Here is a 24273-nt window from a genome sequence, read left to right as displayed (position 1 = left end):
GAGATTGATGAAAAAGATTCTATTTGTTATTGCTGCATCTTTGCTGCTATCTGCATGTATGACTCCGATCGGAAAAGAAGAGTTTACTTGTCCGAATAAAAAAAAGGGTGGTGTTTGCGCAGGTGTAAGAGAAATCTATGAGCTGACAAACAACCGGGAAAACCTTAACGATTTATCATCTGAGCAATCAAGTGAAAGTGAAAAGGTAAAATCTGGTACCAGTAATGCAAAAGGTAGTAGTAAAACTAATGATGGCGTAGTGGTATATGAAGCACGCCAACATTCTCAGCACTCAAGTTCTGGTTACCAGCCGGCGACTGTAATACAGCACGATGAAGTGCAGCATGCTTCAAGGGATTCGTTTGATGCATTTCCTGGTAACGGTGAACCACTTGCGCCAGAGCCTCTGGCCATCATTAATCCCGCGAAGGTAATGCGAATTCTCATCGCATCATATACAGATGAAAAGGGTCGGCTAAATATGCCTGGATATGTATATGTGCAAGTTAATGAACAAACATTTAGTGTTGGCGAAGCAGCAAATATGCGGCCGACCCGTGTCGTTCCTCTTGAAGTGAGAAATATAACGCAAGAAGAGATGAAAAAACAGGTTCAGAGAACAAAAGGCGTTTCACCACTTGAAGCAATTACCGGAGGCCAGTAATGGGTATTTATCGCTCCAAGTTAAGGCAAATGCTCCAATCAACCGGATTCTCAGAACTGATGCCGGTTATTGAGTACAGTGAAGAAGATAAGTTATTCATATGCGATGGGCCATCAATCGGCTGCATGCTGATCTGTTCGCCATCAGCCGGAAGTAATGATGAAATTCGAAATTCACTATCTAACCTTTATAAACTGGACTTCCCAACTGGTACATCAATTCAAGCCTCACTTGTTTCAACACCTGATATCGAAAACTCGCTTTTTGGATACAACGCCATCCGTGGCGGCCGAATGCTTAATTCTGACCAGGAACAATGCGAAGCATTAGCTAAAACAATCCATGACTTTTACCGAAAAGGGACGCGTGAGCCCATTAATGAATCAGGTTTCCGGTTCCGAAATATGGAGTTCTGGTTCACTGTAAAGGTTCCAATCAAATCAGCTGTCCCAACTGAAAAGGAATGCGATTCCTTTAATGAACTTATCCGACAGGTAATGAGTATGCTCACGGCTTTTGGGCCAAGCAGGGCAAACGAGTTTGATTACAAGCGCAGACTTAACGTGCTATTGAACATGTACGATAAAGACGGGTGGCGTAACAAGGCGCATCATGAAGATAAAGAACAGCGTTCTATGCCCATCAGGGATTTACTGTTAAACCCGGGTAAGCGAGTTCAAGTTAAATCGAACGGTCTATCAATAAAAGATGGCAATGACGAAGAATGCCAATTCATTAAGGCTATGTCGATTACTGACATGCCAGAGCACCTGATTTACGGGCAGATGTTAAACCTTGTAGGTGATTGGGAGCTTGGCCATACCGGGCTTTATGAGCCATTTATGCTGACGCTTAATATCGTCTACCCAGACCAGATCGCTGAAAAAAAAGCGCTAAATAAGAGCAGGGCGTTTATAACTAACCAAGCTCGTGGCGCAATAATTCAATACCTGGATAAGTTACGTTTTCAAAAGCGTGATTACGATATGATTAACCGTGAGTTAGATCAGGAAGCGTCAAAACTAATCTCATACTCTATGCAGGTCGTAATTTTCAGTGAAACTGAAAAGAAAGCTCAGGACTTTGGTGAAATCATCAAAGGCTATTACTCAAGGCTAAACGTAAAGCTGGTACATGATAGCCACTTTACGCTGCCATTCGTGCTTGGTGCGCTACCTTTTGGCTTGGATGATGTCTATGTTGAGTATTCGAAGCGGTTTAATAAGGGCACATCAAAAGCGGCTGTATTTCTGACCCCTCACATGGCATCATGGACTGGCAATACTGCGTACCCTGCATTTATGTTGTCTTCGCGGTTTGGTCAGGTGGTTAATATTGACTTTTTTAACTCGCCAACAAACTACAATATATATTGTGCTGCAACATCGGGCTCCGGTAAGTCATTTTTTACAGGCTATCTGGTCAACTCGATGCTCGGCTCAGGAATATCTAAGCATCCAAACCCTTATAAAATAGAACACAACCCGAATGATGGTGCGCAGGTATTTATTATCGATGTAGGACGCTCATACGAGGGTTTAGCGGCGCAATACGAGCATTCTAAGTTCCTTGTGTTTGGTAAGGACTTTAAGTATTCAATGAACCCATTCCCATCAATTACAGAATTTGATGGGAAAGAGGGTCAAGCAAACATGTTGCGTGCAATCATTAAAACGATGGCATCTCCAAGCGGTAATATTTCAGATTTACAAAACGCTGAAATATTGGCTGTTTTGACAACCGTTTGGCGTCAGAAGGGTAATGAGGCGACGATAACGGATGTCGCAAATGAGTGTTTACAACATCCAGATGATGAAATGAAGCGGATAGGTAAGCAACTACGTCCATTCTGTGATGGCGGTATCTATGGTGATTATTTTGGTAACAAGTACCCGCCCGTAGATTACAATTCAAGGCTAATAGTCTGTGAATTGGAAGAACTAAAATCTGACATCCACCTACAGGTGGTTGTTCTGATGTCGGTGATGGTGGCGATTCAGCATGCTATGTACCTGACCGGCAGCGACCGCCGAAAAATGTTGATTATCGACGAAGGCTGGGAGTACCTGAAAGAAGATGGTAATAAAGCATCAATGATGCAGTTCTTTGCTGAATTCCTTGAAACAGCTTGGCGCAGGCTACGTAAGACGAATGGCTCTGGCGCGCTTGTAACTCAGTCTGTAATGGATGGCTATGGATCTGCAGCGGGTAGGGCAATTATCAATAACTCTGCTTGGCTGTTATTGATGAAGCAGAACCTTGAGGCGGTTGACCGCCTTGAAAGTGAAAAGATGTATGCAGGTAGCAAGTCTGACTTTAGCCTGATCCGATCATTGAGAACCGTTAAACCGAATCCCGGTATTACTGAAGAGGCATTTTCTGAAGTTTTTGTTAGGTATGAGGGGCAAAAGCAGGTTTGCAGGCTCTATACAGACCGGAAGTTACAGTTAATACTAACAACCAATCCTGATGAGAAGGCCATTCGGAAATCTTACATGGACAAAGGTATGACTTTAGTTGAAGCAACAGAAGCCATGTACAGGGATGAGGTAGAGGCGGCGCAGAGGAAGGCTGGTTAATTTGAGCGACCTTACAACACAGTTACTTCTGGAGATCAGGCGATTAGTTTCAATTAATCGTCTGCTATCTATCAGCAATTCAGCGACACTAAACGAGCTAACAATACTGGCAAATAACCCCGAAGCGACTTTGGTCGAGTTAAGAAATAAAGTTATTTCTGAGGTCGGGGTTACAATGGAAATAATCAATTTAGCGAATTGTACCTTGCGTGTCGGGCTTGGTAGAAAGCGTGAGCTGACCGTTAAGGATGCCTTAAATAGGATAGGCGTTAGGGGAGTTCGCTCAGCGATAATACTGTATAAACTTCAGATGTTGAGAACTCATGTTTCGGCAAACTGGCTTCGGGAATATCAAAGCAATACCGAGGCTTTATTATCCATCGTAACGGCCAGTTACTTAATGTCAAAAGAGTTGGGTTTGTCCCAGGAAGATGTTGAGCTGACAATGAGTTTGTCTATATTTTACAGCGTTAGTGTTTTTGCAAAAATCATTGCTGCGTGCAGTTTACAAATTCCGTGCACTCAACTAGCTATAAGCAGTATTCGTAATCCTGGTGCACAAGTATCCTCAATTATTTTGTTTGTTAACAATGTCCATCACGGGATGGTAACTCTGGTTGAGCAAATGGATAATGCGCGAAACACTCATGTACCTTCATTGGTTGCAAAGGCAGCATGGGATCTAATGCTCAATAACAAAAAGGTTGTTGATATTGAAGGCCATCCATTTTTACGAAATGAGGTTTTACCGAAATGGCAGTAAATATTCAACATTATGATTATTCTCAGCTGACGTTTGGTGATTTCAAGGTTACTGACACGATAGAATTCATGTGCGTTGAAGAGTTTAGAGAGCTATTAACATTAATTGCTACCTCAATCGGCTATGAGATCACGTTACGAAAAGCCGGCAAAGAGAACTTTTTCATTATTTCAAATAATGGAAATGCAAAAATTCGCCTTAGCTCCATTGAGCCTGGATGGGATGGTGATTGCGGTTCAGATAAATTTCTCCTTACGGCATTAATAACAAAAGCAGACAATATTTGTTATGAATGGCTTAACAAGTTAAACGTAGAAAACACTGACATTAAATTTTGCGTTAAATCAGTAATGGGGTCTACTAATAAATACCTGGTAATTTCAGAGTTACTGAACATGACTGGTGGGTTAACAATTAAAAACTTGATCACGCGTTTGCAAACGTTGTTTATTAATCAACGATTTTGCATGGAAGCGTTAAGTGGCAAAATTACCCAGGTTGGGAAAGAGGATGTTGCCACTCATTAGATAAATATCGGAGTACGCTTTTCGCCACCTACAAAACCCGCCATAGTAAATTCAACATACTTTTTAGCAAGTTGCTTCGGGAAGTGAACATTGCAAAGTGGCTTAAGTGTATTGGCACAGAGCAAGCTGCTTAACTCTCCCATTACTGCAGAGATAGTAATTTTCGCAGCCGGTGTTTGAGTTAATAAATAGCTTGATGCCGGTGCAAAACCAAAGCCATCTAATACAATAGCCGTGGAAGCTGCCACCTGTTTTACTAACATGCCTTTATAAACACCGCGGTTATTGACCATAAGCCAATCACGTGCAGAGATGGATTGTGGTTTTGCTAAAATCGAGATGTCTAATCCCACATAGTTCACTGCGTTACTTAGGGCGTTAAATCGCTCAGTGATAGACATGTGATTAATCCATTTATTGCACAAATACACACAATCCGTGATCGCAAATTCCGTTGAGTTGTAAATTACCTCAAAAATGGCTCCCCGAAAGCCTGGTAATGCGAAGAATGCCTTAAAGTAATTGTACATGTCGCCTTCAGTTAAAGTCGCCATTACTGCACCTGGGGCGCTTCCTGTTCTAAAAGTAATAACACCCTGAGGATCAATGAATAAATAGGATAGGACCCCGCCTTTAACTCCCTGAACTGTGTATTCAGCAGCCTGAAGGTGGTGTTCGCGGAAGAAGTCGGCCGCGACCAGGACCTCAGCTTGCTTTGAAAGCAACGGAAGAGTGGTGACGTCAAACAATGGTTGCTCAAATTCATCGCGATACTCATACCCGTCCATTTCAGCTTGAGTCACAAGCTGTTCGATATATTGTCTGGCGCCGAGTTGGTGAGGAAAGCTCTTCAACTCTTTAAAGACGGTTTCGTTTATCGCAAATGATTTGTTGTAAGACGTTTCGCTTACAGTGAATACATCATCAGGCTTTTGGTGAACCGCGTAGCGCGCAACGATGTGCTTTGATAAACGCTTCTCAATTTCAATCAGGTAAACGATGTTAGGCATCAAGTAGCGATTTAACTTAGCCTGAACACCACCCTGATTTTTACCTAATTTCAAACTCAAAATTCACCCCATTCATTTTGTACGTCCGGTTGGCCAATTGCCGGTGAAATATCGCAAACCGGTATGACCTTTGCTGGCTTATTAACAACGAGTTTTAATGTTGGTTGAGGTTTTGTTCCGCATTCCGATTTAACTTCCAGAGCATTGTAACGCACCATTTTTTTGCCGATTTTGCGACCATAGCTGCAGTAAATCACATCATCGTCAGATTTCACTGTAGCGAAGCGTTCGTGGCCATATCCGGCTAATTTTCCGTAAATAGCAACATCCTCAGATGACATGTCACGAGAAATAACAGTAAAGACACCTTTGTCATAAATGCGCCGGTATACTGAAGCAAGGAAAATGTCTCGCCATTGCTCATCGCTAAATGGATTTACGCCGTTAAATTTAGAATCGATATATGACGTTATAACACCATTAAGCTCCTGATCTGACATAGAGCATGAGAATTCAAAAGGTTTGGCGCCAGATTGAGCAATTGTCCCATTTAAATAGGCATACAAAATGGGGGCTGACTTTGCAGACTTCGAAGCGATGTGAAGAATGTGACTGTCTTCCAAATAGCGCTCATGCACGTCACCATCACGAATAAAGCCCTCAGACGCTATTTTAAGAGACTTTAGAAGTAGCTCTTTGAAAATGTATGGGCGCAGCTCGATCGTTGCATCAAAAGACTGCTGCAGCGTTCCAAGCGAAGCAACAAGCCAGGTGCCATTGACTAATTGGTTGAGTGTTAAAGATAGCTCTGCAATTACTTTTTTAACTGAGCCAATAACCCTGTCCTCGTCAACATCAACCAGGCTGATAGAAACGCCATTGACCGACGTTTCGCGAAACATTTGTTCATTAACCCAGTTCGTGATTTGCGCATTGTGCTGAACGCCGTAAATTGAAACCAGCTCAAGTACTAAAGATCTCATGATACCTCCAAATATTTATCTTAGTGTCCTATAAAGAAGACCCGACGCAGCAAACCTAATCAGGCCTGCTGGAACAGTTCCTCTTTGAATTTATCTAAGAATGCATCATGCGGAGTGTCATCAATAATAAGTGAGCCATCCTCTGACATGTTCAGTGAAGGTGACAGGCCATCTGCCATAAGAATGTGTTTAAGTCCATTATAGGCATTACGCCAAACAGCAATTTCCATCATCCGGTTGCGCCATGGCCCTGAGTACAATGAAGCCCCTGAGCTGCCAAACACCTCAAGACACCGCTGCAGATCAGCACGCTCAATTTCAAGGATTTCTTCTGCGTCCATCTTGTATGACAGATAGGTGCCGTTTTTATAGGTAAAGACGACAATGCCGCAAACCAGCTTGGAGTCAGCTGACGGTCGGCATGATGACACAAAAACAGGTTTATCCTGGCCACCCAGCCATGTAAAGGTATCTTCCTCGTACACCAACTCAACAGTGAAGTACTGAAAGGAGCCTGTGTTCATGACAAGTTTCTGCATGCCTTTGTAACCGATGGTTGTCTTTAACACTGGCAAGCCGGTCTGTTCAACGTGGGTGCTGATATAAACCTCCTTTTCCCTCGGATTTAATGACAATCCGATTTCACTAATAGTGAGTAACGCCCTGCGGATTTGTTTGATGTTGCAAACGGATACCCCGGGCCGATATTCATCACCGGTGTGTGACGCGATAAGGTTAAATGCGTGAGTAAATTCGGCGCTTGCCCGCTCCAGGGTCCATTTAGCATTTGCTGAACATTTAGCTGCCAGATAGTTATTTATAAAATTAGCTTTAAATTCTGCGTCTTTATACAGCGCAATAAGCTCTTCGCGTGATGCCATGTGGTAATCCTCGTCTTGATTAATACAACCAACAATACCTCCAGTACGAAAGCAGGCAACAAATCGAATTGGGCAGGGTAGGGGATAGGGTAGATTGCAATTTCCCCAGCATAAACAATTGGTTTCCGTTTTGCTGCGTGAATTTCCCTACACTGGATAATGGTCACATTAGCGAATTGCGGAAAGTTATCATGTCAGCATTAGAAGCGTACTGTTCACCAGAGTTTGAGAAGGCATTTGGCTTGTCTAACTGGAAAGAAAGGGCTGTTCCTGCATTTAATGATGATGGCTCGGAATCGTTTAGAGATGCTAACGGTGAATTGATTGAGGGCATATATTTAGGCATGCCAAACGATCTGTATCACAGTTTACCGGCGCTTAGTTCTAGCGGCCTTAAAAAGTTCTGTGACTCACCGGCGCTGTATGCACGTGAATACTTATCGTCAGTAAACCGTAAGCGCACTACGCAAATGAAGCATACGTTTGATGCTGGTACGTATGGCCATGAACTTTGCTTAGAAGCAGAAGGTTTCTACGACCGTTACTTTCGTGATTTAGTGCCTGCTGATTGCCCTGATGCAATGGATACCGTGGCCGATATTGAAAAGGCTCTGGTGGCTGCTGGTTTAAGTGCCTCAGAGAGTAAAGATGACAAAATTGCAAGGCTACTACGATATGCGCCTGCAACTGATACCACGACGCTTAAAACACTAAAAGATATCGATGCTGCCCTTGAAGCAGCTGGCCAGCCAAAAAGTGAATCAAAGCTGGAAAAGGCTCGTCGCTTGATGGCAGCTAATCCACTTGCTGAAGTGTTTGAGTTAGTCCAACAGCAAAACCGTGATAAACACGGGGCAGCTGAAACTTTGACGGTAAATGGTGAGCAAGCGACTGCCTATGGTGGCAAATTACCGATTGATGGTGTTGTGTGGGATGACGCTCATCGCGTTCAGGCATCAGTTCGTTCACACAGTCAGGCCAACGCGATCATCCAAAATGGTGAACCAGAGGTGGCAATATTAGCGCTTTGTCCTTTAACCAAACTCTGGTTAAAAGTGAAGTTCGACTGGTTGCGTTTCGATGATGAAGCAGCTGATGTAAAAACCACGCTGTCATCACGGCCGGAGGATTTTAAACGGCAAATTAGCAAGCTTAATTATGATATTCAGCTGGCGTTCTACAGCTATGTTGCCGAGCTTGTTGGCATCACTATCAAACGGTTTTCGATGATTGCTGTGGAATATGTAAATGCGGATATTTGCCAGCCTTATGAGTTGGGGCTTCACAGAATAGTTAAGGCAAGACAAAGACTTGATAATTCATTTAAGAACTACGTTGAATGCACCCAAACTGGAAAATGGTGGGGCTGGAGCAAGGAGGACTGCGTAATGGTGCTGGATTAAGAGGTGAATATTGCCGACCTTATTAATAAGCCGCGGGAAAGTATACTGATAGAATTAAAACAGGTAAAAAAGGAAAAAGTCATGAAAAAATTAATTATTGCTGTGTTAGTTGCAACTACTGTTGCCGGTTGTTCATCTTCACCAGATACGGAAATGGCAAATCGCTTATTGGAGCTTGAAAAGGCCAACAAAGAAATGCGCGAGCAGCGTATTGCTGAGCAGCAGGAGAAGCTGGAAGAAACGCTGGATGTTACCCCTGATTGGTATTTATCGCCTCCGGGTGCAGACTCAACAGGTTTTTATGGTGTTGGTTATGCCCAGTCAAAGAACATTGGCCATGGCAAAAAGGCCGCTCGGTTACAGGCGGAATTTGATTTAGCCAAAATGTACCGTCAAGAGTTGTCAGGTTCAGAGCGGGCATTTGAGCGTGGTGGCAATGAAGGTAACGTTCAAACCCAGACAACGTTCCTGGTAGATAAAATCGTGGATAGTGTGCCTGTAGTGGGCTACACAGTGGTTGAACAAAAGCTGATCCCTGTCAATGGCGTTTATGAAGCCTATGTACTGTTGAAGCTGCCATACGATGAGTTTAACCGTGTATTGATTTCTGAGCGGGAAAAATCCTTCGATAAAACAGTGCAAACTCAGTTTGATGATTTAGAGCGCCGTCTAAAAGAGCGTCGTGCTGAAAAAGAAGCTGCAGAGCAAGCCGTGTTCAATCGTGAGCAAGAAGCACTACGCAACCGTGCTGACATCATTAACGAAGCAAACAAAGCTAAAGCTGAGCCTGATAAAAGCATTAAATTTGAGCATCCGGTTCAAACACTGCTAAAAGGTAACTAACTGTGATGATAACGAGCCACCTTGTGGTGGCCGCTGCCGGTTTCGTTTGTTACGTGCACTTTGTAACGGATCGACAATGGAATGTTGATGCCAACATATTCATGGCATTTTTGACGGTAATGGTTGGTGCCTGCTTACCCGACATTGATCACCCGGATTCAACAGTAGGGAAAAGGGTGCTTTGGCTTTCCTACCCAATAAGGTTGGTGTTTGGCCACAGGGGGATTACCCATAGCTTCATAGCGGTTGCAGCTATTGGCTATCTCGCCTACCAGTTTGATAGCCCGTACATATCCTGGTTGGCGCTTGGTTATCTGCTGCACCTGGTGGGCGATTATCTAACAGATAGTGGTATACCTTTACTTTATCCCTATACAAGACGGTACCGGTTTCTTTTGGTTGGCAAGACAAATGGTGCGTCGGAATACTTAATGGTTGCATTTAGCCTGGTAGCTGCAATCGCTTTTATTGAATTTTATTAAGGGGCACCCGTGGTAAATAATCCATGTGACGAAATTGAAGCGCTTTTAAGTACCGTCATGCAAAGGCGAAGTGGTGTTGACGAAAAGGCAGAACATGATGGTTTCGTTGATACAGAAGAGGAAATGCACCTTCACCAGACGGTCGATTTTCTCTCGCCGAAGGAGATGATCAGCGTTCTTAAGCCTGCTGTTGCTGGAGAGTTGGTATTAACCGAGGCAAATGACAAAGCAAGCGTCACCATGGCAATGCCATTTGGGATATTTAAAGTCTTAAGCAATGACTTGGGCTGGAGCGAATCATACCCTTCAGATAACTTGATTATCGAAGTTCACTTTGCGTCAATTCAGTTTAATGACCCCAAAGCCATAAATATGCTTAATATTAAATACCCCGGTATCGGGCTTTCGCAATCGGAGAAGCATTTGGTTTGCCGGCGTGAAGTTATACTCAAAGGGGGGCGATCAGTAGAGAACTTGCTTTGGGAGCTCCTGGCATTCACCCAAGCAGCGGAACGTGTATTCAAAGATATCACTGTGTTCAACTAACTGCGCTACGGCGCAGTTTTTTAGGAATAAATTGGTATGCGAGAATTTTGGATTGGCTTGCTTGCAGCTTCAAATTTAGTTACGGCTCAATGTGAGCCATTTGTGATTGTTGATAATCAAATTTATCTTAGTGTGATTGATTGCAGCATTAGATCTCCGGCAGCTGTTATATATGAGCTATCTCGGGATTCAGGCAACGCAAAACGCCATTCAAGCTATGTTAATGACCGGTCGCTGAAAAAAATGAATCCCCAATGTCACCCCATCACAAACCACAATTTCAGAACTTACCAGGCAGCGTTAAAAGCTCAAGGGATTGAAGAGGAGATTGATGTTGGCCACCTTGCTATGTCTAACCATTTCGACTCTTCTGCCGCAGACTCCAAAATAGCTAATCAATTCAGCAATCTGGCACCGCAGGCTGCTAAGTTTAATCGTAGGGGCGGCGCTTGGTATGCAACTGAGATGATTGTTGAATGCCAGCGTGATGTTGAGCCATTAATTGTGTTGGCCGGCGTACTTGATGACCCATCAACAACCGAACGCGATCATCTTGCTCATATCTTTGGTCAAACAACTGCAGATTACTGGTGGAAGGTGATCTACTGGCAAGACAGCATGGTTTATAAGGCCTGGATAATGCCAAACGTAGATGCCGCAACAGAAACTGAGCTGTATGTGGGAAGCTATGATGTCTCAATAAAAACGTTAAAGGAGGCTTTGCCAATAAGTTTACACACAATAGAGCTGTTAATAGAAGCCGGGGTGGCTCAGGCAGGGCGTGAGTTTTTCTCAACCGAGGTAAAGGGGAGCAAGCTTATGTGTCGAGGGATAACAACCGATGTGGGCTAAGACTACCTCTGCATGCCGTGAAAGCATCGATATGCCGGCAAGCTTTGGCCACGAGAAATTTCGGGCAACTGCAGTATGGATTTGTAGGATGAATAGTTAGAATGCAGTTTGAGGAGCCTTCAACGATAAGAATGGAATTTCTTGACAGCATTCGAATAGCCATGCCAGTTTCATTCGCAGAAACACTGGTGCCCCTTTGAGTTTCATTAGTACATGCTGGGCGAGGGGAGTTTTCTACAAACACAGGCTCAGAGACTTTATGTGCCATGCGTGATAGCTCATCGGCGCGAGCGTTCTTCTCGCGTTTTACCCACTCTATACTGACATGATTGAACTGGCGAATTAGATTGGTAACGGTCGTGTAGTAAGCTTTTAGTTCTGGCTTATTGATTGCCCATCGCCCATTAACCTGTTCAACAACCAATTTACTGTCACCAAAGCAGGCAATCTCACGAATGCCGGCTTTTAGGGCTCGTTTTAGCAACAGAATAAGGGCTTGATACTCTGCCTCATTGTTTGTGCCTGGTTTGCGCGGAACTGAAGCACTATTAATTTCAGCGCCGTCAGCAAAAATGACTGCTCCCAAGCCAATGGGCCCAGGATTGCTTAATGCACTGCCATCAAAATGACCTGAGTATTGCATAACGGTTCTGCCAATTAAATTTGTTCATAAAGGACTTTCTCATAAGTATGATTTCACGCTACAAATCAGTTAGTAGTCCGTTATAACAATTGATACATCAGAAAAGTGGCTCCCCAGACTTTACAAATGAGTACTCAAGCAAAAGCCATTTCAGCGTTGAATGACTTGTGGCGTTATGGTATTAAACCGATTTTGGTGTTTTGAGACACAGTAGCAAACGGCATGTTGAGTTCCGAGCTCTAAGTTAATGAGATCTTGTTTTCAACTACGGCAATGAACATTTAATTTAAGAGGCGCAGTTAGCCGACTATCCGGATGCTATTCTGGAAATCCAAAGAGTTGTATGTATAACCATGAACGAAGGAAGTGAAAAACTATGCAATATCATGAATTTGAACTGGGCCTCTCTGGTACCGGCCTGCCAACTGCTACTTGGCAGATTGACTACCATACCGAAACTGACCTTCGGGCCATTATAAACGTACTGGTTAATGGCGTTTTTAACAGTGAAGAAGCTGAGTTTTCAAGCAGATACATTAAAGTAAAAGGCAATAATGGGTCAATTCAGTGGGCTTCTAAGAAAATCTCAAGTGCCAGGCCTGATATACAGACTTGCACTTTACCGGAGCCTTTTGTCTCCAGTTAATCAATTAAGGAATACCTTACCGGCTGCATCAATATCAAGATAACTCAAATGCAGGCCACTTCTCTGTAACAAGTCATATGAGTTTCCTATTTACAAGCACAATAGCCCCGCTATTCGGGGCTTTTTGTCGTATGTTGTAGCTAGATAAAATTAAGCAGGACGAAATGCGAACTTTTCAGAGGAGTTGCGCTTTTACGGATGGTAGATCGCTTCTATATGTACAGCAATGCTACTTAATGCTGTCAGGCGCCATGGCGAAATTTCTCAGATTCCTAAATTTAAAAAAGTTAAGCACTTAAAATAGGCATGCTTGATTTGTTGCCAGGAAAGCAAAGTACGTTAATCTGAGCAATATCAACAGTGAACAGGTACAGGAACAAACGTGACTGAACTAACTAATAATCAACGTGCTGCAGCCCACCGGCGTAGCCTTCAGGCAATGCACAAAAAGGTCAGCTCAATGGCTGCAGAATGGTGGGAGGAGGACGAGTGCTGCCGCAGTTTTCTGGACGAGCTAGCAGCGAAAATAAAGAACACTGAATCTCTGCTGGTTATTGAAAAGTCTGATTCCGAAAGTTGATTTACCCGCTGCTCCTGGCTGCCTGAAGCTTCTGCAAGTAAATTTTATTGATAGAGGATACACCGATGAAGTTAGTAATTCTAGCAGTGATGCTTTTTTTTAGTGGGGCAGCATGTTCACAGAGTTGTGAAGAAATGAGCAAGCGGTTTTTCCTTAAAGAAATGGACGGATTGGTTGGCGAACACGCTCCACCGGTGAAAGACAGACCCAAGTACGTAGCCATGCTACTAGCAAAGATTATTTCGGAATACCCTGGTGTCGATGCCACAAAATGTATGACTGTTGGCTTGGAAGAAGCTCAGGTTGAAAAGCTAATGCAGACCAAAAAGTCTGATTCTGAAATATAGGAATTCCGACATGAGCGACAAACTGGCGTTTGAGATTGACCCGAATGACCAGCTGTGTAGCGGCGTAATGGTTGAGTTGACTACTGAACAAGGTCGGCTGATGGATGCTTGGCCAGAGAAAGGGCTGGCTATCGTAAAAGAGGAGATGCTGAACGGCCAGCAACGTAATGTAGATGGAGAGTGCCAGCACTGCAAAGCAACTGGCCTAATCGCTGCAAAAGCAAAAGCGGCATAGGATATAGTTATGCAGAACACCCATTTATTTATGAAGTCTGGCGAGCCTAAGTCAATTTTTGAAGATAAGTTGTCGGCTCTGTTAGCTAGTTTGCCTGATGGAGTTAGGGTTGGTTATGAGATTACTAACGGCTCAGTCGTTTGGTCCGTTCAAGAAAAACCGGTGAGTGTTTCGCGCGAAGAAGAGCAAACTTTTTTGGAAGAACTTAATCAACTTTCGTTGAGGTTTTCAAGCCCTAATCAACGGAAAAAAAATGAAAGTACCGCATTCGACTATCTTGACCCTAACTCTCAGATAGCAAAAGAAACCGTAAGCATCAAAGAAATTGAAGATAGCTATGCTAAATACGCTGCTGGTGAGGGAGAGTTAACCTTGTATGAAAATATGCCAGATAAAGTTATTTTGAAACTGGTGAAGAATGCAATCACTAAAGCGAAAGGGGCAAAATTCACTGTCCAAATGCTTCCTGATTGGAATGAGCCGGAATAGGAATCCGCAGAAATGTCAGCAGCAGTAAGGCTTAAGCGAGTAAAGCAGTGTGCAAAATGCCCGTGGAGAAAAGGCGTTAATCCGCATGATATTCCCAATGGATATTCTGTTGAACAGCACATGGCTCTTGCGTCCACAATTGCTGATCCAAATGATGTTTACTCGACCTTGGGGTCTGAATTACGGATTATGGCCTGCCACGAAACAGAGCAAGCTCACTGTGTCGGTTGGCTGCATAACCAGTTGGGTGCTGGCAATAATATCGGCTTGAGGCTGCATATGCGCAACTGCGAAAATCTTGGAAAGCTGCAAGTCGTTGGCGAACAGCATGAGCGGTTTGAAAGTACATTACCCAAATAGGAAAAAGCTATGAACAAATTGTTGTGCGCGACCGCGTTCTTGGCGGCATTAACCGGTTGCGGATCTGAAAGTGTGGCGAAAGTAAGTAAAGATGACACCGCAGAGCTGATACGTAGTAGGGCTTCAACATTGAATGCAATAACGACGGCAGGCTATTTGAAGTTAAAGTCCGTCGAACGGACTTCAGCAAATCCAAAATCGTACCTTGTGACATTCGAAACGGATATTCGTGACATGCTGACTATTCCAGTACCAGAAGGCGATAAGCTTGCTTACGAGCATAACTTAAAAGTTACACAAGCGTGGGCCAAGATGTTTTGCACTCCGGTTCTGAAAGCCACAGCAAAGGTAAACGGAATAAGCATGATTGCTGGCACCATAGTTGATAGCGCCGGCAAAAGGCATAGCAGTACTTCGTGCTACTAAGATAGAGAATACAGCGCATCATGGCCCTGCCAAGCATTCATAGAGTTACACAGTGCGGCCAATTTAACCTGGGCTAATTTACAGCCGGCAACAAAAGCTGAGATATTATAGTCAATAACCTACATCGATATACAGGGTAATACAACGATGAACCGAGTAATTGAAACAACACCATACGACTTAGATTTCAAAATGACTATTGCAGGTATTCCGGTGCCGGCTGTATTAGCACTAATTGCAGCAATATGCTTACTTAGCTATTTCTACCCGGCCACCCTCATCTATATCCTTGCGGCTGCACCTTTAGCGTACGCTATCCGCATTCATACTTTTAGAACGTATCCAATCACTGTAAAGGCAGACCTTGGTGGTCCCATTCCTACAACGGTAGTTATAAAAGGATTACCTGCGTCGTTCAAGGAAGACATTGAAAAAGCTATTTCTGAAAATAAACAAATAGTTATTGGCCTGCCTAAAAAACATAAGTTCAACTTCCTAAAAACTGTTTTGTCTGAATACATCTACACGCGAGCCGGATTCTGTGAGTTTACGCATTCAAACAATTTCTCAGTATCATATCGACCTTTAGATAGAAAGGCCCTACTCCTTAGCTACCATTCCAAACAGTCATTGCAGGACGCTATCAGTACTATCCTGCAGCGCGGTTGGCAAATTGAAGGTTCTCAATCCACTGAATCAAATCTCATTAGCAGGGTTTATACACAGACAATGGTTTATAACCCGAACACGGCTTCAGTAGATTAGGAGTAACCGATGGAAATTGATATCAATGGGTTAGTTTACTTATTGCTCGGATTCATTGAGGCCACTTTCGGCTTGGCAATTTTCTACATCGTAAATTAATTAAACAGTACATTAACCGTTAGTGGAAAAAATTATGAATGATAAAATCCTACAAATTACTTGCCCCAATTGCCATAGAAAATTTGAACTGACAGAGCATAATGCTTATGGTATTCCAACTGAGAATGAAGTCTATGAATGCCCCTACAAAGGCTGCGATTACTCAGCTTCCCAGAGGTCTGCTGGAAGCTTTTCAACGAAACGTTTGGCAAAGTAGGGAAAACCGGATTACAGCATCGATCGGGCAGAAGTTCCGGCGCGATTTCACAATAGAGGAAAATTGGTATTGGCAAAGCTAAAGAGTTATTGCGGTTTAATTTCAGTAGTGTTAAGCGCATTTTTGTTTGCAGCTCCAACCCCAAACGTGAATCACTATATTGGTATGGCCTGTCCCATATGCCTAGATGCACTAAAACAGACAGCGGAAGAAGTTGTGGTGCAAATAAATACCGATACAATTCACAATCTAGTAAATTCTGCCAGGTATGAGCAAATTGTTACGGAGTTGGCTCGGAAAGAATCAATTTATCCTGATAACAACTTTAATATTGAGATTAATACCGGTTCTATCCATGTCAATTATCACAACTGAACAGAAAGGAGTAATGGTCAAATGTCTGAAGTAAAAAAATTTCTATTAGGTATTTTTGTTGGTGGTGTTGTAGGAGTTGCTTTAGCTGTTCCTACCTATTTATTTGTAGTTGATTAGTAGATATTTGTTGTTCGGAGGGGAACGATAAATTATTTTTTTTAAAATGGAAACAACAGTAGGCTACAGTACCGATGAACTGAAGAATTATAAGTGGATGGCCGGGCAATGGATTTGCGTAATCGGAGGCGTACAGCGAAGTGCCTCCGGAGTATGTGGGCCCATGTGTGAAGGATTTAGGCGGCGCTAAACAGCCTGTATTTCCGACATTTGTTGACGCTGCGGCCGCCGCTGGGAGCGTGATCAATTTGAATGTCGGCGGTTACAGTAATGTCATGGTGTATCAGTAATATCACGTTGTATCCAGCTAAAGCAGGGCAAACTGTGACCCACACAACTGCCCAGAACTGGTTATTTAGCTAAAACAGCAGTAACTCCTGGCGATTGCCTACCAGAAGCTCACCCCGCCGGCAAACCGTGGCCCCGGGCTATCTTGCATACACAATCATTAACTAATCTTGTGGTGCAACCATTTGAAAATCGTCATATCCGATTTTCGTTCAAAAGTGTTGGTACTGATCATTTCTTCAGAAGTTAGCATTCTGATGCAATGACACCATCATCTGGCAGTGCGTGCAGTAGTGGCGCCAACCTTTCAGTCTCTCCTTTCAACCATAAACTGGCTCTATCAACGGGGATGATTACAGGCATTCGATTGTGGTACCAGCTGCAGTAATTGTTGGGCGTTGTAGTCAGTGTGACAACCGTTGCATCGTCGCTGTACACGCCTAGCGGCCAGTAAAGGCCGGCCATCAGCATTGGAGCCTTATCAGGCGCGGTGAAACTAAACTTTATTGTTGGCCCGGTATCGTCTTTTCGCCACTCATACCATCCGCTGACAGGCACTAAGCAGCGGTGTTGTTTAAATGCAGGTTTCCAAAGATTACTTATCGCCAGTTTTTCGGACTGGGCATTGATTAATAGCTTTTTTGACCAGCTTGGCTTAATGCCCCAGCGCCCTGTTAAACCGCCTTGCGCCGATATGGCCAACATTGACTGGGTTGGTCTTAGGTCAGGATTTGAGTTGATCTTTGGTTTTACCCCAAGCTGCTCGTAAAGAGCCATTAGCTGAGGATTAACTGTGAAATTCAACCTGCCGCACATTGGATTTACTGTTCTCATAATAAGTTCTTTTCAGTTTAGGCTTTCTAGGCAGCACTAGCAATGTGAGCTGGTTACCCGCCACGGTGGGCGAACTGGCCAAATTCAGCACCGTAATATACTACCTGTGCTGCTGGCCGGTATCGCATACCTGAAAGAATTATATCTGGCGCAGATCACTATTGGCCTGTTTGTATCGCCTTCTGGCGAATTGAGACAATTCGTGGGGGCTGCTTTAAACTCGTTAAGCATTAGAATTACGCGTGTTTAATTTGTTTCCTGAAATGCTAATTGCAATAAACTCCGGTTGCATAGCATAGCCCGCATACATTTAAAGCGCTGTGTGATCTGGTAAACGCGTAATTAACGGCCTCAAGGCTGATAGGAGTAATGAGTGGATAAATCACCAAATCAAATACGAAATCTGGCTTTAAGGAGAACAGGTATTTCCATCCTTTTAAAATTGACATTCCCCTTATTGTTAATACTAATAGTATTACTTGTAATAAATTATCCCGAGGTCCTAGTAACAGCCTTTTGTGTTATTTTTGCCATTTTACTTGCTATTGCATTTCTGGGTGGCGGTTACCTATGGGTTAGCTCTACCTATAAGCGCCACCTTGCAGAAATTAGCGGGAGAGGTGACACACCAACAGGTTGGAAAAAAAATAAAGGTAGCCAGCCTTGTTCGAGCAGGGTTAATGTCCAGCATAAAAATGGAACTGTTTGTTGGCGAGTAAATGCAGATGATAAAGATTGGAGTCTCAATGCAGAAAATCCAATTTTGGAATACATGGATATCAATACAGGAAAAAACTGATGAAATATCAAATTTGGCTTACTCAGCTCAGTTTATTAGTTAAATCAATGTTTGAAAATGTTGATGGGTGGGAAAGTTGGGACGACTGGCAAGGCTATTTCAACCAGGGCGTATCACCGGAGCAGGCTCTGGCCGATTCCCACAGATCTGATTAGTAGTCTTCCAGATTACAGCAATATAAGCATAGGCGATAAACCAGTAGGTGTTTATCAATGCGGAGAGTCAATTGGGCAAACGATCTTGTATCAGTAATTTGAAAATCTGATAGTGTTTTAAAAACTTTAGCTTGGCCACTATCAATTCTAGAATAAGGAACAGGGTAGAATGGCAGCAAAACCGCTTGCCGCAGTAGAAAAGACACGGCTTAACCGCATACAGCGTTCAGCTGCCGACTGAATGGATCTGTAAGTCAATTTTTTGGGTAGAGGGAAAATCTATGAGTATAAAAACAGGTTTTATATTGTCCTTCCTTTTGGCTTTATGCTCCCTGCTGTTTTGGTTTTTAAACCATTATGGCGAGCTTACTGTAGGGCTGTATATTGGGTTATTCGCCTTGATTGTCAGCGGTATAAATTTAAGCAGGTTTGTATTTGTTACCAATACAGACCTATGAAGAGTGGCTAAGAGCGTATAAGAGGAAATAGCAGATCATGACACTCACAGAATTACTAGTTGCAACAGCACAGAAGTGGCGAAATGATAATCAGGATTATATCGGCGGCGTTGTACTGATATGGCAAGGCGAGGCATATGGCTGGAAAGACCGCTTGCGTGATCCGGCTCACGAACAACCAGGTGCTTTTGCTGTTGATCTTGATGGCCATGTTTTTGTAGCAGAGGGTGGAAATGAATACGATGGCGCTAAGTGCTGGGTAGCTTGTTCTATCGACAAAGCTAAGCAATCAGACAAGCCAGTAGGCGCTTGAGGGTGCAGCTAACCCATCGAACACCTTGTTCAATTAGTTGATGAAAGAACAGGCAAAAATAATTGAAGATCAGTTCAGGTTACTCAGTGAAGAGTTACAGAGCCGAATGCAATAAAAAGAGAATATTTACCCGCTGCGCCTGCCTGCAGGTGTAGTCATTTAGCCAATTATTAATTGAGGATGCAACAGTATGAGTAGCAAAATTCTTCAGGGGAAATGGGTTGTTGAGTGGAGTGAAATTCAACAACAATTTCACGTAGACACCTTAGAAACAACGTTAAAACGAAATTTGCAGGCCTTCATAAATGATAGACCATCTCAGTATGTAATTCTCTGCATTGCTGATAGCCAAGATCAAGCTCATGAGCTTTGCTCTGAGATAAAAGCTGTAAAATATGGTGATCAAAGCGAATTGTAAAAATGTATACTTCATTTGGATCTCCCTAAAAATTTGCTAAGAAGCAGCAAAGCTTGGAATGAAAATGAACGCACCCCGAAACTATATGGTTTCAGAGTGGTGGTTTAGGCCTAGTGTTGATTTACAAACTGCGCCGGGCCGCTCAGGTTCATCTTTAATGCAATTATGGTGGATTGACCTAGTCAATTAATTTCAACAGAAACCCCTATATACTGCTGTCCAATTTATTGCCGGGAGCAAGAACTAAGTTAAGATAGTCGTTATCAACATTTAGCCGGCACAGGTAATACGCATTGAAGACTAAGGTTATTGAGTTTATTAACTCAATAGGAATTGAAACCAAAGAGCACAAAGGTGCTGCTGGGTTTATTCCTGGTGTGTTAATCGAAGAAGGCCGGCTTCTTTACGATTTAGAGATAGCGTCCATAGCTGACTTACTTCACGAAGCCGGCCACCTGGCGATTACGCCTCTTGAGTATCGTTCCTATATGAGTAAAGGACTCATGGCAGGGTTGAAGTTTATGCTTGACTCAATAGAACGCGAATTCATAGAGCCTGATAGTCCATTATTCCGAGCTATTATCCAGTGCTCGGACACTGAAGCAACCGCGTGGGCTTATGCTGCAGGAGTTCACCTGGGTTTACCCCCTAATAAGATAATTGACAGTGCCAGTTACGATGGTACAGGTGATGAAATCCTGCTTTCACTTCAGCTTGACGCATATTCGGGTGTAAACGGTCTTCATCATGCAGGAATGTGTGTCAGAGGCAGGGCGTTTGCGGCCATGCGTGGAACCAGTCCTTACCCTCACATGCAACGTTGGACGCAACCCAAGGGTCTTTCAAAAATACTGTAATATTAATAGGAAATAGCAAATGGTCACCACGAGACGATTATTAAGCTATACAACCCCCATTGCGGCAATACTTTATGTATTGGGCACAGTACTAGGCTTAATTACTCTCTTAGTGGGCGTTATGTCCAGTTCAACATTGCTTGTACCTTTCGGCTTGGCAGGTGCATCGCTTATGTGGTGGCCCATTATACGTGACCTTGTTCCAGTTGCTTGGTCGGTTACTATGCAGGGGCAGTGGCCAATTAAAAGTAAATAGGATGCGTAAACCTGAAAAGGAATTAACAGATGATCTATGCAACTGACAATTTCGACGACTTCTTTGATGACAACTTTTACGATCAAGGCGATATCTGAACAAAGGATTTATCATGGCAACGAAGAAAATAACTCTGGAGCTGCACGAGCAAACTTTTGCCTGGCTTGAAATACTTGTTGTTGGGTTAGCTAGAGAAAGTTTGTCCGATGAGGAATATCAAAAGCGCCTTGTCGAAATGGCCCGAAAAGATAAAGACGACTTTGGTGTGGGGGTACGCGATTTACTTGCTCAAGTAGCTGACTCACTTGCTGATGGGGTGAGGCGTTCAGGTTCATGGGAGCGGCAATGCTTGTCGTCTTTAACAGGTTACGAAGGGAGTTATGTGCGAGGGATATTTGCTGACTGCATTAAAAAGGATGCTGAAAGTCTGGGATTTCAAGTTGATCTGAAATCAGAAATGGCCGACAAGTAAATTTAGGACACATCATTAAACCCCATTGAAAATGGTGACATCATTAGAGCTGATGATGAGCGTTATTCAACCATTTATAAATGGCAATTAGTGCCTGCGCATTGGGTCTGTACACCTTAGCGCAAAACAACCAATGGCGCTGTTAGGCGTGTCATTAGTCTGGAGAAAGATAAACCGATTCAGGTTAAATCCAACGAAGCATTGAACTCAAACCAACTCCTGGCCGGCGATGTGAGCTGACAAAACAGTTCTATAACGGACAAAATAGATCTAAACAGCGACAAAATAATTCTAAAAGCAGACGCCTGAGAGTCCTCTATTGGACAGCTTGATATTTCCCTGAAACAGAACCGATATAACACTGTTTAGTGTTATATCGAGATTCATTTAACACCATTTAGTGTTAAATGGTCTATTTGGTTAGCATGTAAGCTTAACTTGGCAGTGGGAGGCCTCAGAGTATTTTAGAATTATTTTGTAATAAAACAGTTATGTTCAGCGCTCAGTCGGCGTTGTGCTTTACAGCTATTTTGGAATTTACATGAATACTTTAAGCGAGACCGCTGGCTCACAAGCCGTTTTGCTTTAGTTCTATTTTGGCAAGCCACAGGCGAACTGTGCCCACGTTGTTCAGGGGGGCTGTTTGAAAACACGAAGTCTGATTGCATTTTCTGTGGTGATTGTGACTACGTGAAAAAAGATGGGCCCATCGGCCGACTTGCCAAAAGCGTTATGGGTAAGAACAGGGTAATAAATCTTAATAGGGTACGGAATATCATGGAAAGGGTGGTTTTAACGCAGTGGCCGGTTGGGGGTGAGCAATCACTTAGCGCAGCTTATAGCGATGTGCCTGCAGACTATACCGGCCCCTGTGCTGTTGAGCTCGACGGTAATGAAGTTGTTGTTTTTCCAAGTTATGTTGAGGCTGCAAGAGCTGCTTGCCTGGCTGTTAATCTTGAGGTTGGTGGCTACAGCTCAGCGGTTGTTATGCTGGCCACGACAAAACAGCAAGTTACCTATGAATCTGCCGATGTTTGGATTCTATAAAGGTAGTTTCAGTTAGAGGAATATGAGAAACCAATTACAGGTCAAATTGCTTACAAGAAGACAAAAACAGCAAGCAGAATGACGTCGGCAACCACACTCATCACTATGAAATGCACTCGTATATTTTCATCGGCCGAAGATACCGTCCAAACAAAAACCCCGGTTACGGCCGGGGTTTATTATCTTTAGTACCTAAAAATTGGGTTATCCGATTTATAAAAAAGGGATCCTAACTTCACTTCGGCACAGGGCACCATTATCTACCCGCACATATGGATCAGGGCAGGTTTTCACCCCCGGATTTGTTTGGGTTTCGTAACAAGTGGAACCGGATGAGGTAAAATTTGCAGGGCAATTAATGGCGGCCGTTTGAGTTAAAGTACGGTCGCAATTACTAACATCTTTTATAGACCAAGTCGCATCACAAAAGTAATTAACTCCCTGAGATAGAGTTCTCGTACATATAGTCCCACTAACTGAAAACCCTGTTGTGCAATTCCCAATATTATTTGATGCAGCAATGGAATGACAGGTTGATGTATTCAACACATTGTAATTTGCGAAGCAAGTTCTGCTTTCAGTTTGAGTAAGTGTGCGGTTACAAGTGCTCCCGGCTACGCTCCAGCCATTTGGGCAGCTATAACTACTCGGGGACGCTGTCAGTGTGCGATTACACACACTTCCAGTCACAGACCAGCCATTAGGACAGCTATAACTGCTTGGGGAAGCTGTCAGTGTGCGATTACACACACTTCCAGTTACAGACCAGCCATTAGGACAGCTATAACTGCTTGGGGAAGCTGTAAGGGTGCGGTTACACATGTTGCCGGATACAGACCAGCCAGTGGGACAGCTATAACTACTCGGTGAAGCTGTCAACGTGCGATTACAGGTGCTTCCGGATACGGACCAACCATTGGGACAGCTATAACTGCTCGGGGAGGCTGTCAACGTGCGGTTACACATGCTACCGGATACGGACCAACCATTGGGACAACTATAACTGCTCGGAGATGCTGTCAACGTGCGATTGCAGGTGCTACCAGATAAACTCCATCCTGTTTCACATATGTTTTGTTGAGGTTGCTGGCCAGAACAATAAAAACGGTCACCACTGTCAGTGACAGGGTCCCATCCAGAACCTGGGTTACCTGTCAGTCCAGCTGGGCAAGTATTCGCAAACGGCTTGCTGCCCAAGTATGTTTGACCATCGATGTAGCACCTTTTTCCATCAAATGGGGCCAATGGATTTGCCATATAGACAGTACCAGCAGGACATATAATTGGGCCGACATCGATTTTCATAAAGCAGGTTTCGCCAAAAAGTGTACCTCCAGCAGGACATTGCTGACTGGCTGGTTTGCTTTGAAGCGAAGTACAAGTTGAGCCATTCCAACTATAGCCTGCCTGGCATATAGGTGTTGCTGATTGGCTTTCAGGTTTGGCGCAGGATGAACCGTTCCAGCTGTAACCTGCCTGGCATATAGGTGTTGCTGATTGGCTTTCAGGTTTGGCGCAGGATGAACCGTTCCAGCTGTAACCTG

General features: G+C 43.6%; 31 protein-coding genes. 25 read left to right on the top strand and 6 right to left on the bottom strand.

Annotated elements, in window-relative coordinates; genetic code table 11:
* Window positions 1–7 precede the first annotated feature (7 nt).
* Genes traV through MJX74_RS18980 form a run of 4 tightly spaced genes read left to right on the top strand, consistent with a single transcriptional unit; the run spans window position 8 to window position 4533 of the window.
* Window positions 8–664: a type IV conjugative transfer system lipoprotein TraV gene (gene traV / locus MJX74_RS18995; RefSeq protein ID WP_240224581.1), complete on the top strand. Its 657-nt coding sequence runs from the start codon at window positions 8–10 to the stop codon at window positions 662–664.
* Entirely contained in the window at window positions 664–3243 is a 2580-nt protein-coding gene (locus MJX74_RS18990; protein ID WP_240224580.1) for a TraC family protein, read from the top strand. Before traV ends, MJX74_RS18990 begins: the two co-directional genes overlap by 1 nt.
* Window position 3244: 1 nt before the next feature.
* Complete coding sequence (locus tag MJX74_RS18985; RefSeq protein ID WP_240224579.1) at window positions 3245–4006, top strand: hypothetical protein; 762 nt, start codon at window positions 3245–3247, stop codon at window positions 4004–4006.
* Window positions 3997–4533 (top strand): hypothetical protein, encoded by a 537-nt coding sequence (locus MJX74_RS18980; RefSeq protein ID WP_240224578.1) that lies wholly within the window; start codon window positions 3997–3999, stop codon window positions 4531–4533. The genes MJX74_RS18985 and MJX74_RS18980 overlap by 10 nt, the downstream gene beginning before the upstream one ends.
* On the opposite strand, the gene MJX74_RS18975 is transcribed toward MJX74_RS18980, so the two are convergent.
* The 3 genes from MJX74_RS18975 to MJX74_RS18965 are packed head-to-tail and all read right to left on the bottom strand — an operon-like array spanning window position 4530 to window position 7407.
* On the bottom strand, window positions 4530–5603 hold the full coding sequence (locus MJX74_RS18975) for a hypothetical protein (RefSeq protein ID WP_240224577.1): 1074 nt from the start codon (window positions 5601–5603) through the stop codon (window positions 4530–4532). The two genes, MJX74_RS18980 and MJX74_RS18975, sit on opposite strands and share 4 nt — an antisense overlap.
* Window positions 5600–6526: a hypothetical protein gene (locus tag MJX74_RS18970; RefSeq protein WP_240224576.1), complete on the bottom strand. Its 927-nt coding sequence runs from the start codon at window positions 6524–6526 to the stop codon at window positions 5600–5602. The genes MJX74_RS18975 and MJX74_RS18970 overlap by 4 nt, the downstream gene beginning before the upstream one ends.
* 59 nt (window positions 6527–6585) lie before the next feature.
* On the bottom strand, window positions 6586–7407 hold the full coding sequence (locus MJX74_RS18965) for a recombinase RecT (protein ID WP_240224575.1): 822 nt from the start codon (window positions 7405–7407) through the stop codon (window positions 6586–6588).
* A 191-nt stretch (window positions 7408–7598) separates the two neighbouring features.
* Between MJX74_RS18965 and MJX74_RS18960 the strand changes: the two genes are divergently transcribed.
* The 5 genes from MJX74_RS18960 to MJX74_RS18940 all read left to right on the top strand — a co-directional run bounded on the left by MJX74_RS18960 (window position 7599) and on the right by MJX74_RS18940 (window position 11533).
* Complete coding sequence (locus MJX74_RS18960) at window positions 7599–8810, top strand: PD-(D/E)XK nuclease-like domain-containing protein (protein ID WP_240224574.1); 1212 nt, start codon at window positions 7599–7601, stop codon at window positions 8808–8810.
* Between the two features lie 81 nt (window positions 8811–8891).
* The gene (locus tag MJX74_RS18955) at window positions 8892–9653 is read left to right on the top strand and encodes a hypothetical protein (RefSeq protein WP_240224573.1); all 762 of its coding nucleotides are present in this window, start codon (window positions 8892–8894) and stop codon (window positions 9651–9653) included.
* Between the two features lie 5 nt (window positions 9654–9658).
* Window positions 9659–10135 carry a metal-dependent hydrolase gene (locus MJX74_RS18950; RefSeq protein ID WP_240224745.1) on the top strand — a complete coding sequence of 159 codons (477 nt, stop codon included), beginning with the start codon at window positions 9659–9661 and terminating at the stop codon, window positions 10133–10135.
* A 9-nt stretch (window positions 10136–10144) separates the two neighbouring features.
* The gene (locus MJX74_RS18945; RefSeq protein WP_240224572.1) at window positions 10145–10681 is read left to right on the top strand and encodes a hypothetical protein; all 537 of its coding nucleotides are present in this window, start codon (window positions 10145–10147) and stop codon (window positions 10679–10681) included.
* A 36-nt stretch (window positions 10682–10717) separates the two neighbouring features.
* Complete coding sequence (locus tag MJX74_RS18940) at window positions 10718–11533, top strand: DNA/RNA non-specific endonuclease (protein WP_240224571.1); 816 nt, start codon at window positions 10718–10720, stop codon at window positions 11531–11533.
* Here MJX74_RS18940 and MJX74_RS18935 read toward each other — a convergent pair.
* Complete coding sequence (locus MJX74_RS18935; protein WP_240224570.1) at window positions 11499–12176, bottom strand: ribonuclease HI family protein; 678 nt, start codon at window positions 12174–12176, stop codon at window positions 11499–11501. The genes MJX74_RS18940 and MJX74_RS18935 overlap by 35 nt on opposite strands.
* A gap of 376 nt (window positions 12177–12552) precedes the next feature.
* Between MJX74_RS18935 and MJX74_RS18930 the strand changes: the two genes are divergently transcribed.
* The 9 genes from MJX74_RS18930 (at window position 12553) to MJX74_RS18890 (ending at window position 16715) form a co-directional block, all read left to right on the top strand.
* The gene (locus MJX74_RS18930) at window positions 12553–12822 is read left to right on the top strand and encodes a hypothetical protein (RefSeq protein ID WP_240224569.1); all 270 of its coding nucleotides are present in this window, start codon (window positions 12553–12555) and stop codon (window positions 12820–12822) included.
* Window positions 12823–13204: 382 nt separating this feature from the next.
* A complete protein-coding gene (locus MJX74_RS18925; RefSeq protein ID WP_240224568.1) occupies window positions 13205–13402 on the top strand; it encodes a hypothetical protein in 198 nt (65 codons plus the stop codon).
* Window positions 13403–13467: 65 nt separating this feature from the next.
* On the top strand, window positions 13468–13749 hold the full coding sequence (locus MJX74_RS18920; protein ID WP_240224567.1) for a hypothetical protein: 282 nt from the start codon (window positions 13468–13470) through the stop codon (window positions 13747–13749).
* Between the two features lie 10 nt (window positions 13750–13759).
* Window positions 13760–13984, top strand: a complete 225-nt coding sequence (locus MJX74_RS18915) for a hypothetical protein (protein ID WP_240224566.1) — start codon at window positions 13760–13762, stop codon at window positions 13982–13984.
* A gap of 9 nt (window positions 13985–13993) precedes the next feature.
* Complete coding sequence (locus MJX74_RS18910; RefSeq protein ID WP_240224565.1) at window positions 13994–14473, top strand: hypothetical protein; 480 nt, start codon at window positions 13994–13996, stop codon at window positions 14471–14473.
* Between the two features lie 12 nt (window positions 14474–14485).
* Complete coding sequence (locus tag MJX74_RS18905) at window positions 14486–14833, top strand: DUF6283 family protein (protein ID WP_240224564.1); 348 nt, start codon at window positions 14486–14488, stop codon at window positions 14831–14833.
* A 9-nt stretch (window positions 14834–14842) separates the two neighbouring features.
* Window positions 14843–15259: a hypothetical protein gene (locus tag MJX74_RS18900; protein ID WP_240224563.1), complete on the top strand. Its 417-nt coding sequence runs from the start codon at window positions 14843–14845 to the stop codon at window positions 15257–15259.
* 147 nt (window positions 15260–15406) lie between these two features.
* A complete protein-coding gene (locus tag MJX74_RS18895) occupies window positions 15407–16024 on the top strand; it encodes a hypothetical protein (protein WP_240224562.1) in 618 nt (205 codons plus the stop codon).
* Between the two features lie 385 nt (window positions 16025–16409).
* A complete protein-coding gene (locus MJX74_RS18890; RefSeq protein ID WP_240224561.1) occupies window positions 16410–16715 on the top strand; it encodes an RING finger protein in 306 nt (101 codons plus the stop codon).
* 651 nt (window positions 16716–17366) lie between these two features.
* Here MJX74_RS18890 and MJX74_RS18885 read toward each other — a convergent pair.
* A complete protein-coding gene (locus MJX74_RS18885; protein WP_240224560.1) occupies window positions 17367–17954 on the bottom strand; it encodes an SOS response-associated peptidase in 588 nt (195 codons plus the stop codon).
* 373 nt (window positions 17955–18327) lie between these two features.
* Between MJX74_RS18885 and MJX74_RS18880 the strand changes: the two genes are divergently transcribed.
* The 7 genes from MJX74_RS18880 (at window position 18328) to MJX74_RS18850 (ending at window position 22729) form a co-directional block, all read left to right on the top strand.
* On the top strand, window positions 18328–18753 hold the full coding sequence (locus tag MJX74_RS18880; protein WP_240224559.1) for a hypothetical protein: 426 nt from the start codon (window positions 18328–18330) through the stop codon (window positions 18751–18753).
* Window positions 18753–18908, top strand: coding sequence for a hypothetical protein (locus tag MJX74_RS18875; RefSeq protein WP_240224558.1), 156 nt, complete (start codon window positions 18753–18755; stop codon window positions 18906–18908). Before MJX74_RS18880 ends, MJX74_RS18875 begins: the two co-directional genes overlap by 1 nt.
* Before the next feature lie 495 nt (window positions 18909–19403).
* Window positions 19404–19679: a hypothetical protein gene (locus MJX74_RS18870; protein WP_240224557.1), complete on the top strand. Its 276-nt coding sequence runs from the start codon at window positions 19404–19406 to the stop codon at window positions 19677–19679.
* Between the two features lie 190 nt (window positions 19680–19869).
* Window positions 19870–20097 carry a hypothetical protein gene (locus tag MJX74_RS18865; protein ID WP_240224556.1) on the top strand — a complete coding sequence of 76 codons (228 nt, stop codon included), beginning with the start codon at window positions 19870–19872 and terminating at the stop codon, window positions 20095–20097.
* Between the two features lie 293 nt (window positions 20098–20390).
* Window positions 20391–20954, top strand: a complete 564-nt coding sequence (locus tag MJX74_RS18860; RefSeq protein ID WP_240224555.1) for a hypothetical protein — start codon at window positions 20391–20393, stop codon at window positions 20952–20954.
* A gap of 368 nt (window positions 20955–21322) precedes the next feature.
* On the top strand, window positions 21323–21682 hold the full coding sequence (locus MJX74_RS18855) for a hypothetical protein (RefSeq protein WP_240224554.1): 360 nt from the start codon (window positions 21323–21325) through the stop codon (window positions 21680–21682).
* 690 nt (window positions 21683–22372) lie between these two features.
* Window positions 22373–22729, top strand: coding sequence for a hypothetical protein (locus tag MJX74_RS18850; RefSeq protein ID WP_240224553.1), 357 nt, complete (start codon window positions 22373–22375; stop codon window positions 22727–22729).
* A 1301-nt stretch (window positions 22730–24030) separates the two neighbouring features.
* Here the strand turns inward: MJX74_RS18850 and MJX74_RS18845 are convergent.
* A partial coding sequence (locus tag MJX74_RS18845) for a hypothetical protein (protein ID WP_240224552.1) occupies window positions 24031–24273 on the bottom strand: 243 nt, incomplete at its 5' end.

It is taken from the genome of Rheinheimera hassiensis (assembly GCF_022436675.1).
GTDB lineage: Bacteria > Pseudomonadota > Gammaproteobacteria > Enterobacterales > Alteromonadaceae > Alishewanella > Alishewanella hassiensis.
The sequence above is the reverse complement of the archived record's forward strand: the minus strand, read 5'-3'. Positions and strand labels throughout refer to the sequence as shown.

Bases quoted from the DNA above. Each gene is read 5' to 3' on its own strand.
- MJX74_RS18870 (WP_240224557.1), top strand. From the start codon at position 19,404: ATGACACTCACAGAATTACTAGTTGCAACAGCACAGAAGTGGCGAAAT.
- MJX74_RS18855 (WP_240224554.1), top strand. From the start codon at position 21,323: ATGGCAACGAAGAAAATAACTCTGGAGCTGCACGAGCAAACTTTTGCC.
- MJX74_RS18960 (WP_240224574.1), top strand. From the start codon at position 7,599: ATGTCAGCATTAGAAGCGTACTGTTCACCAGAGTTTGAGAAGGCATTT.
- MJX74_RS18885 (WP_240224560.1), bottom strand. From the start codon at position 17,954: ATGAGAACAGTAAATCCAATGTGCGGCAGGTTGAATTTCACAGTTAAT.
- MJX74_RS18965 (WP_240224575.1), bottom strand. From the start codon at position 7,407: ATGGCATCACGCGAAGAGCTTATTGCGCTGTATAAAGACGCAGAATTT.
- MJX74_RS18980 (WP_240224578.1), top strand. From the start codon at position 3,997: ATGGCAGTAAATATTCAACATTATGATTATTCTCAGCTGACGTTTGGT.
- MJX74_RS18875 (WP_240224558.1), top strand. From the start codon at position 18,753: ATGAAATATCAAATTTGGCTTACTCAGCTCAGTTTATTAGTTAAATCA.
- MJX74_RS18940 (WP_240224571.1), top strand. From the start codon at position 10,718: ATGCGAGAATTTTGGATTGGCTTGCTTGCAGCTTCAAATTTAGTTACG.
- MJX74_RS18910 (WP_240224565.1), top strand. From the start codon at position 13,994: ATGCAGAACACCCATTTATTTATGAAGTCTGGCGAGCCTAAGTCAATT.
- MJX74_RS18915 (WP_240224566.1), top strand. From the start codon at position 13,760: ATGAGCGACAAACTGGCGTTTGAGATTGACCCGAATGACCAGCTGTGT.
- MJX74_RS18955 (WP_240224573.1), top strand. From the start codon at position 8,892: ATGAAAAAATTAATTATTGCTGTGTTAGTTGCAACTACTGTTGCCGGT.
- MJX74_RS18930 (WP_240224569.1), top strand. From the start codon at position 12,553: ATGCAATATCATGAATTTGAACTGGGCCTCTCTGGTACCGGCCTGCCA.
- MJX74_RS18935 (WP_240224570.1), bottom strand. From the start codon at position 12,176: ATGCAATACTCAGGTCATTTTGATGGCAGTGCATTAAGCAATCCTGGG.
- MJX74_RS18990 (WP_240224580.1), top strand. From the start codon at position 664: ATGGGTATTTATCGCTCCAAGTTAAGGCAAATGCTCCAATCAACCGGA.
- MJX74_RS18905 (WP_240224564.1), top strand. From the start codon at position 14,486: ATGTCAGCAGCAGTAAGGCTTAAGCGAGTAAAGCAGTGTGCAAAATGC.
- traV (WP_240224581.1), top strand. From the start codon at position 8: ATGAAAAAGATTCTATTTGTTATTGCTGCATCTTTGCTGCTATCTGCA.
- MJX74_RS18950 (WP_240224745.1), top strand. From the start codon at position 9,659: ATGATAACGAGCCACCTTGTGGTGGCCGCTGCCGGTTTCGTTTGTTAC.
- MJX74_RS18895 (WP_240224562.1), top strand. From the start codon at position 15,407: ATGAACCGAGTAATTGAAACAACACCATACGACTTAGATTTCAAAATG.
- MJX74_RS18865 (WP_240224556.1), top strand. From the start codon at position 19,870: ATGAGTAGCAAAATTCTTCAGGGGAAATGGGTTGTTGAGTGGAGTGAA.
- MJX74_RS18970 (WP_240224576.1), bottom strand. From the start codon at position 6,526: ATGAGATCTTTAGTACTTGAGCTGGTTTCAATTTACGGCGTTCAGCAC.
- MJX74_RS18900 (WP_240224563.1), top strand. From the start codon at position 14,843: ATGAACAAATTGTTGTGCGCGACCGCGTTCTTGGCGGCATTAACCGGT.
- MJX74_RS18920 (WP_240224567.1), top strand. From the start codon at position 13,468: ATGAAGTTAGTAATTCTAGCAGTGATGCTTTTTTTTAGTGGGGCAGCA.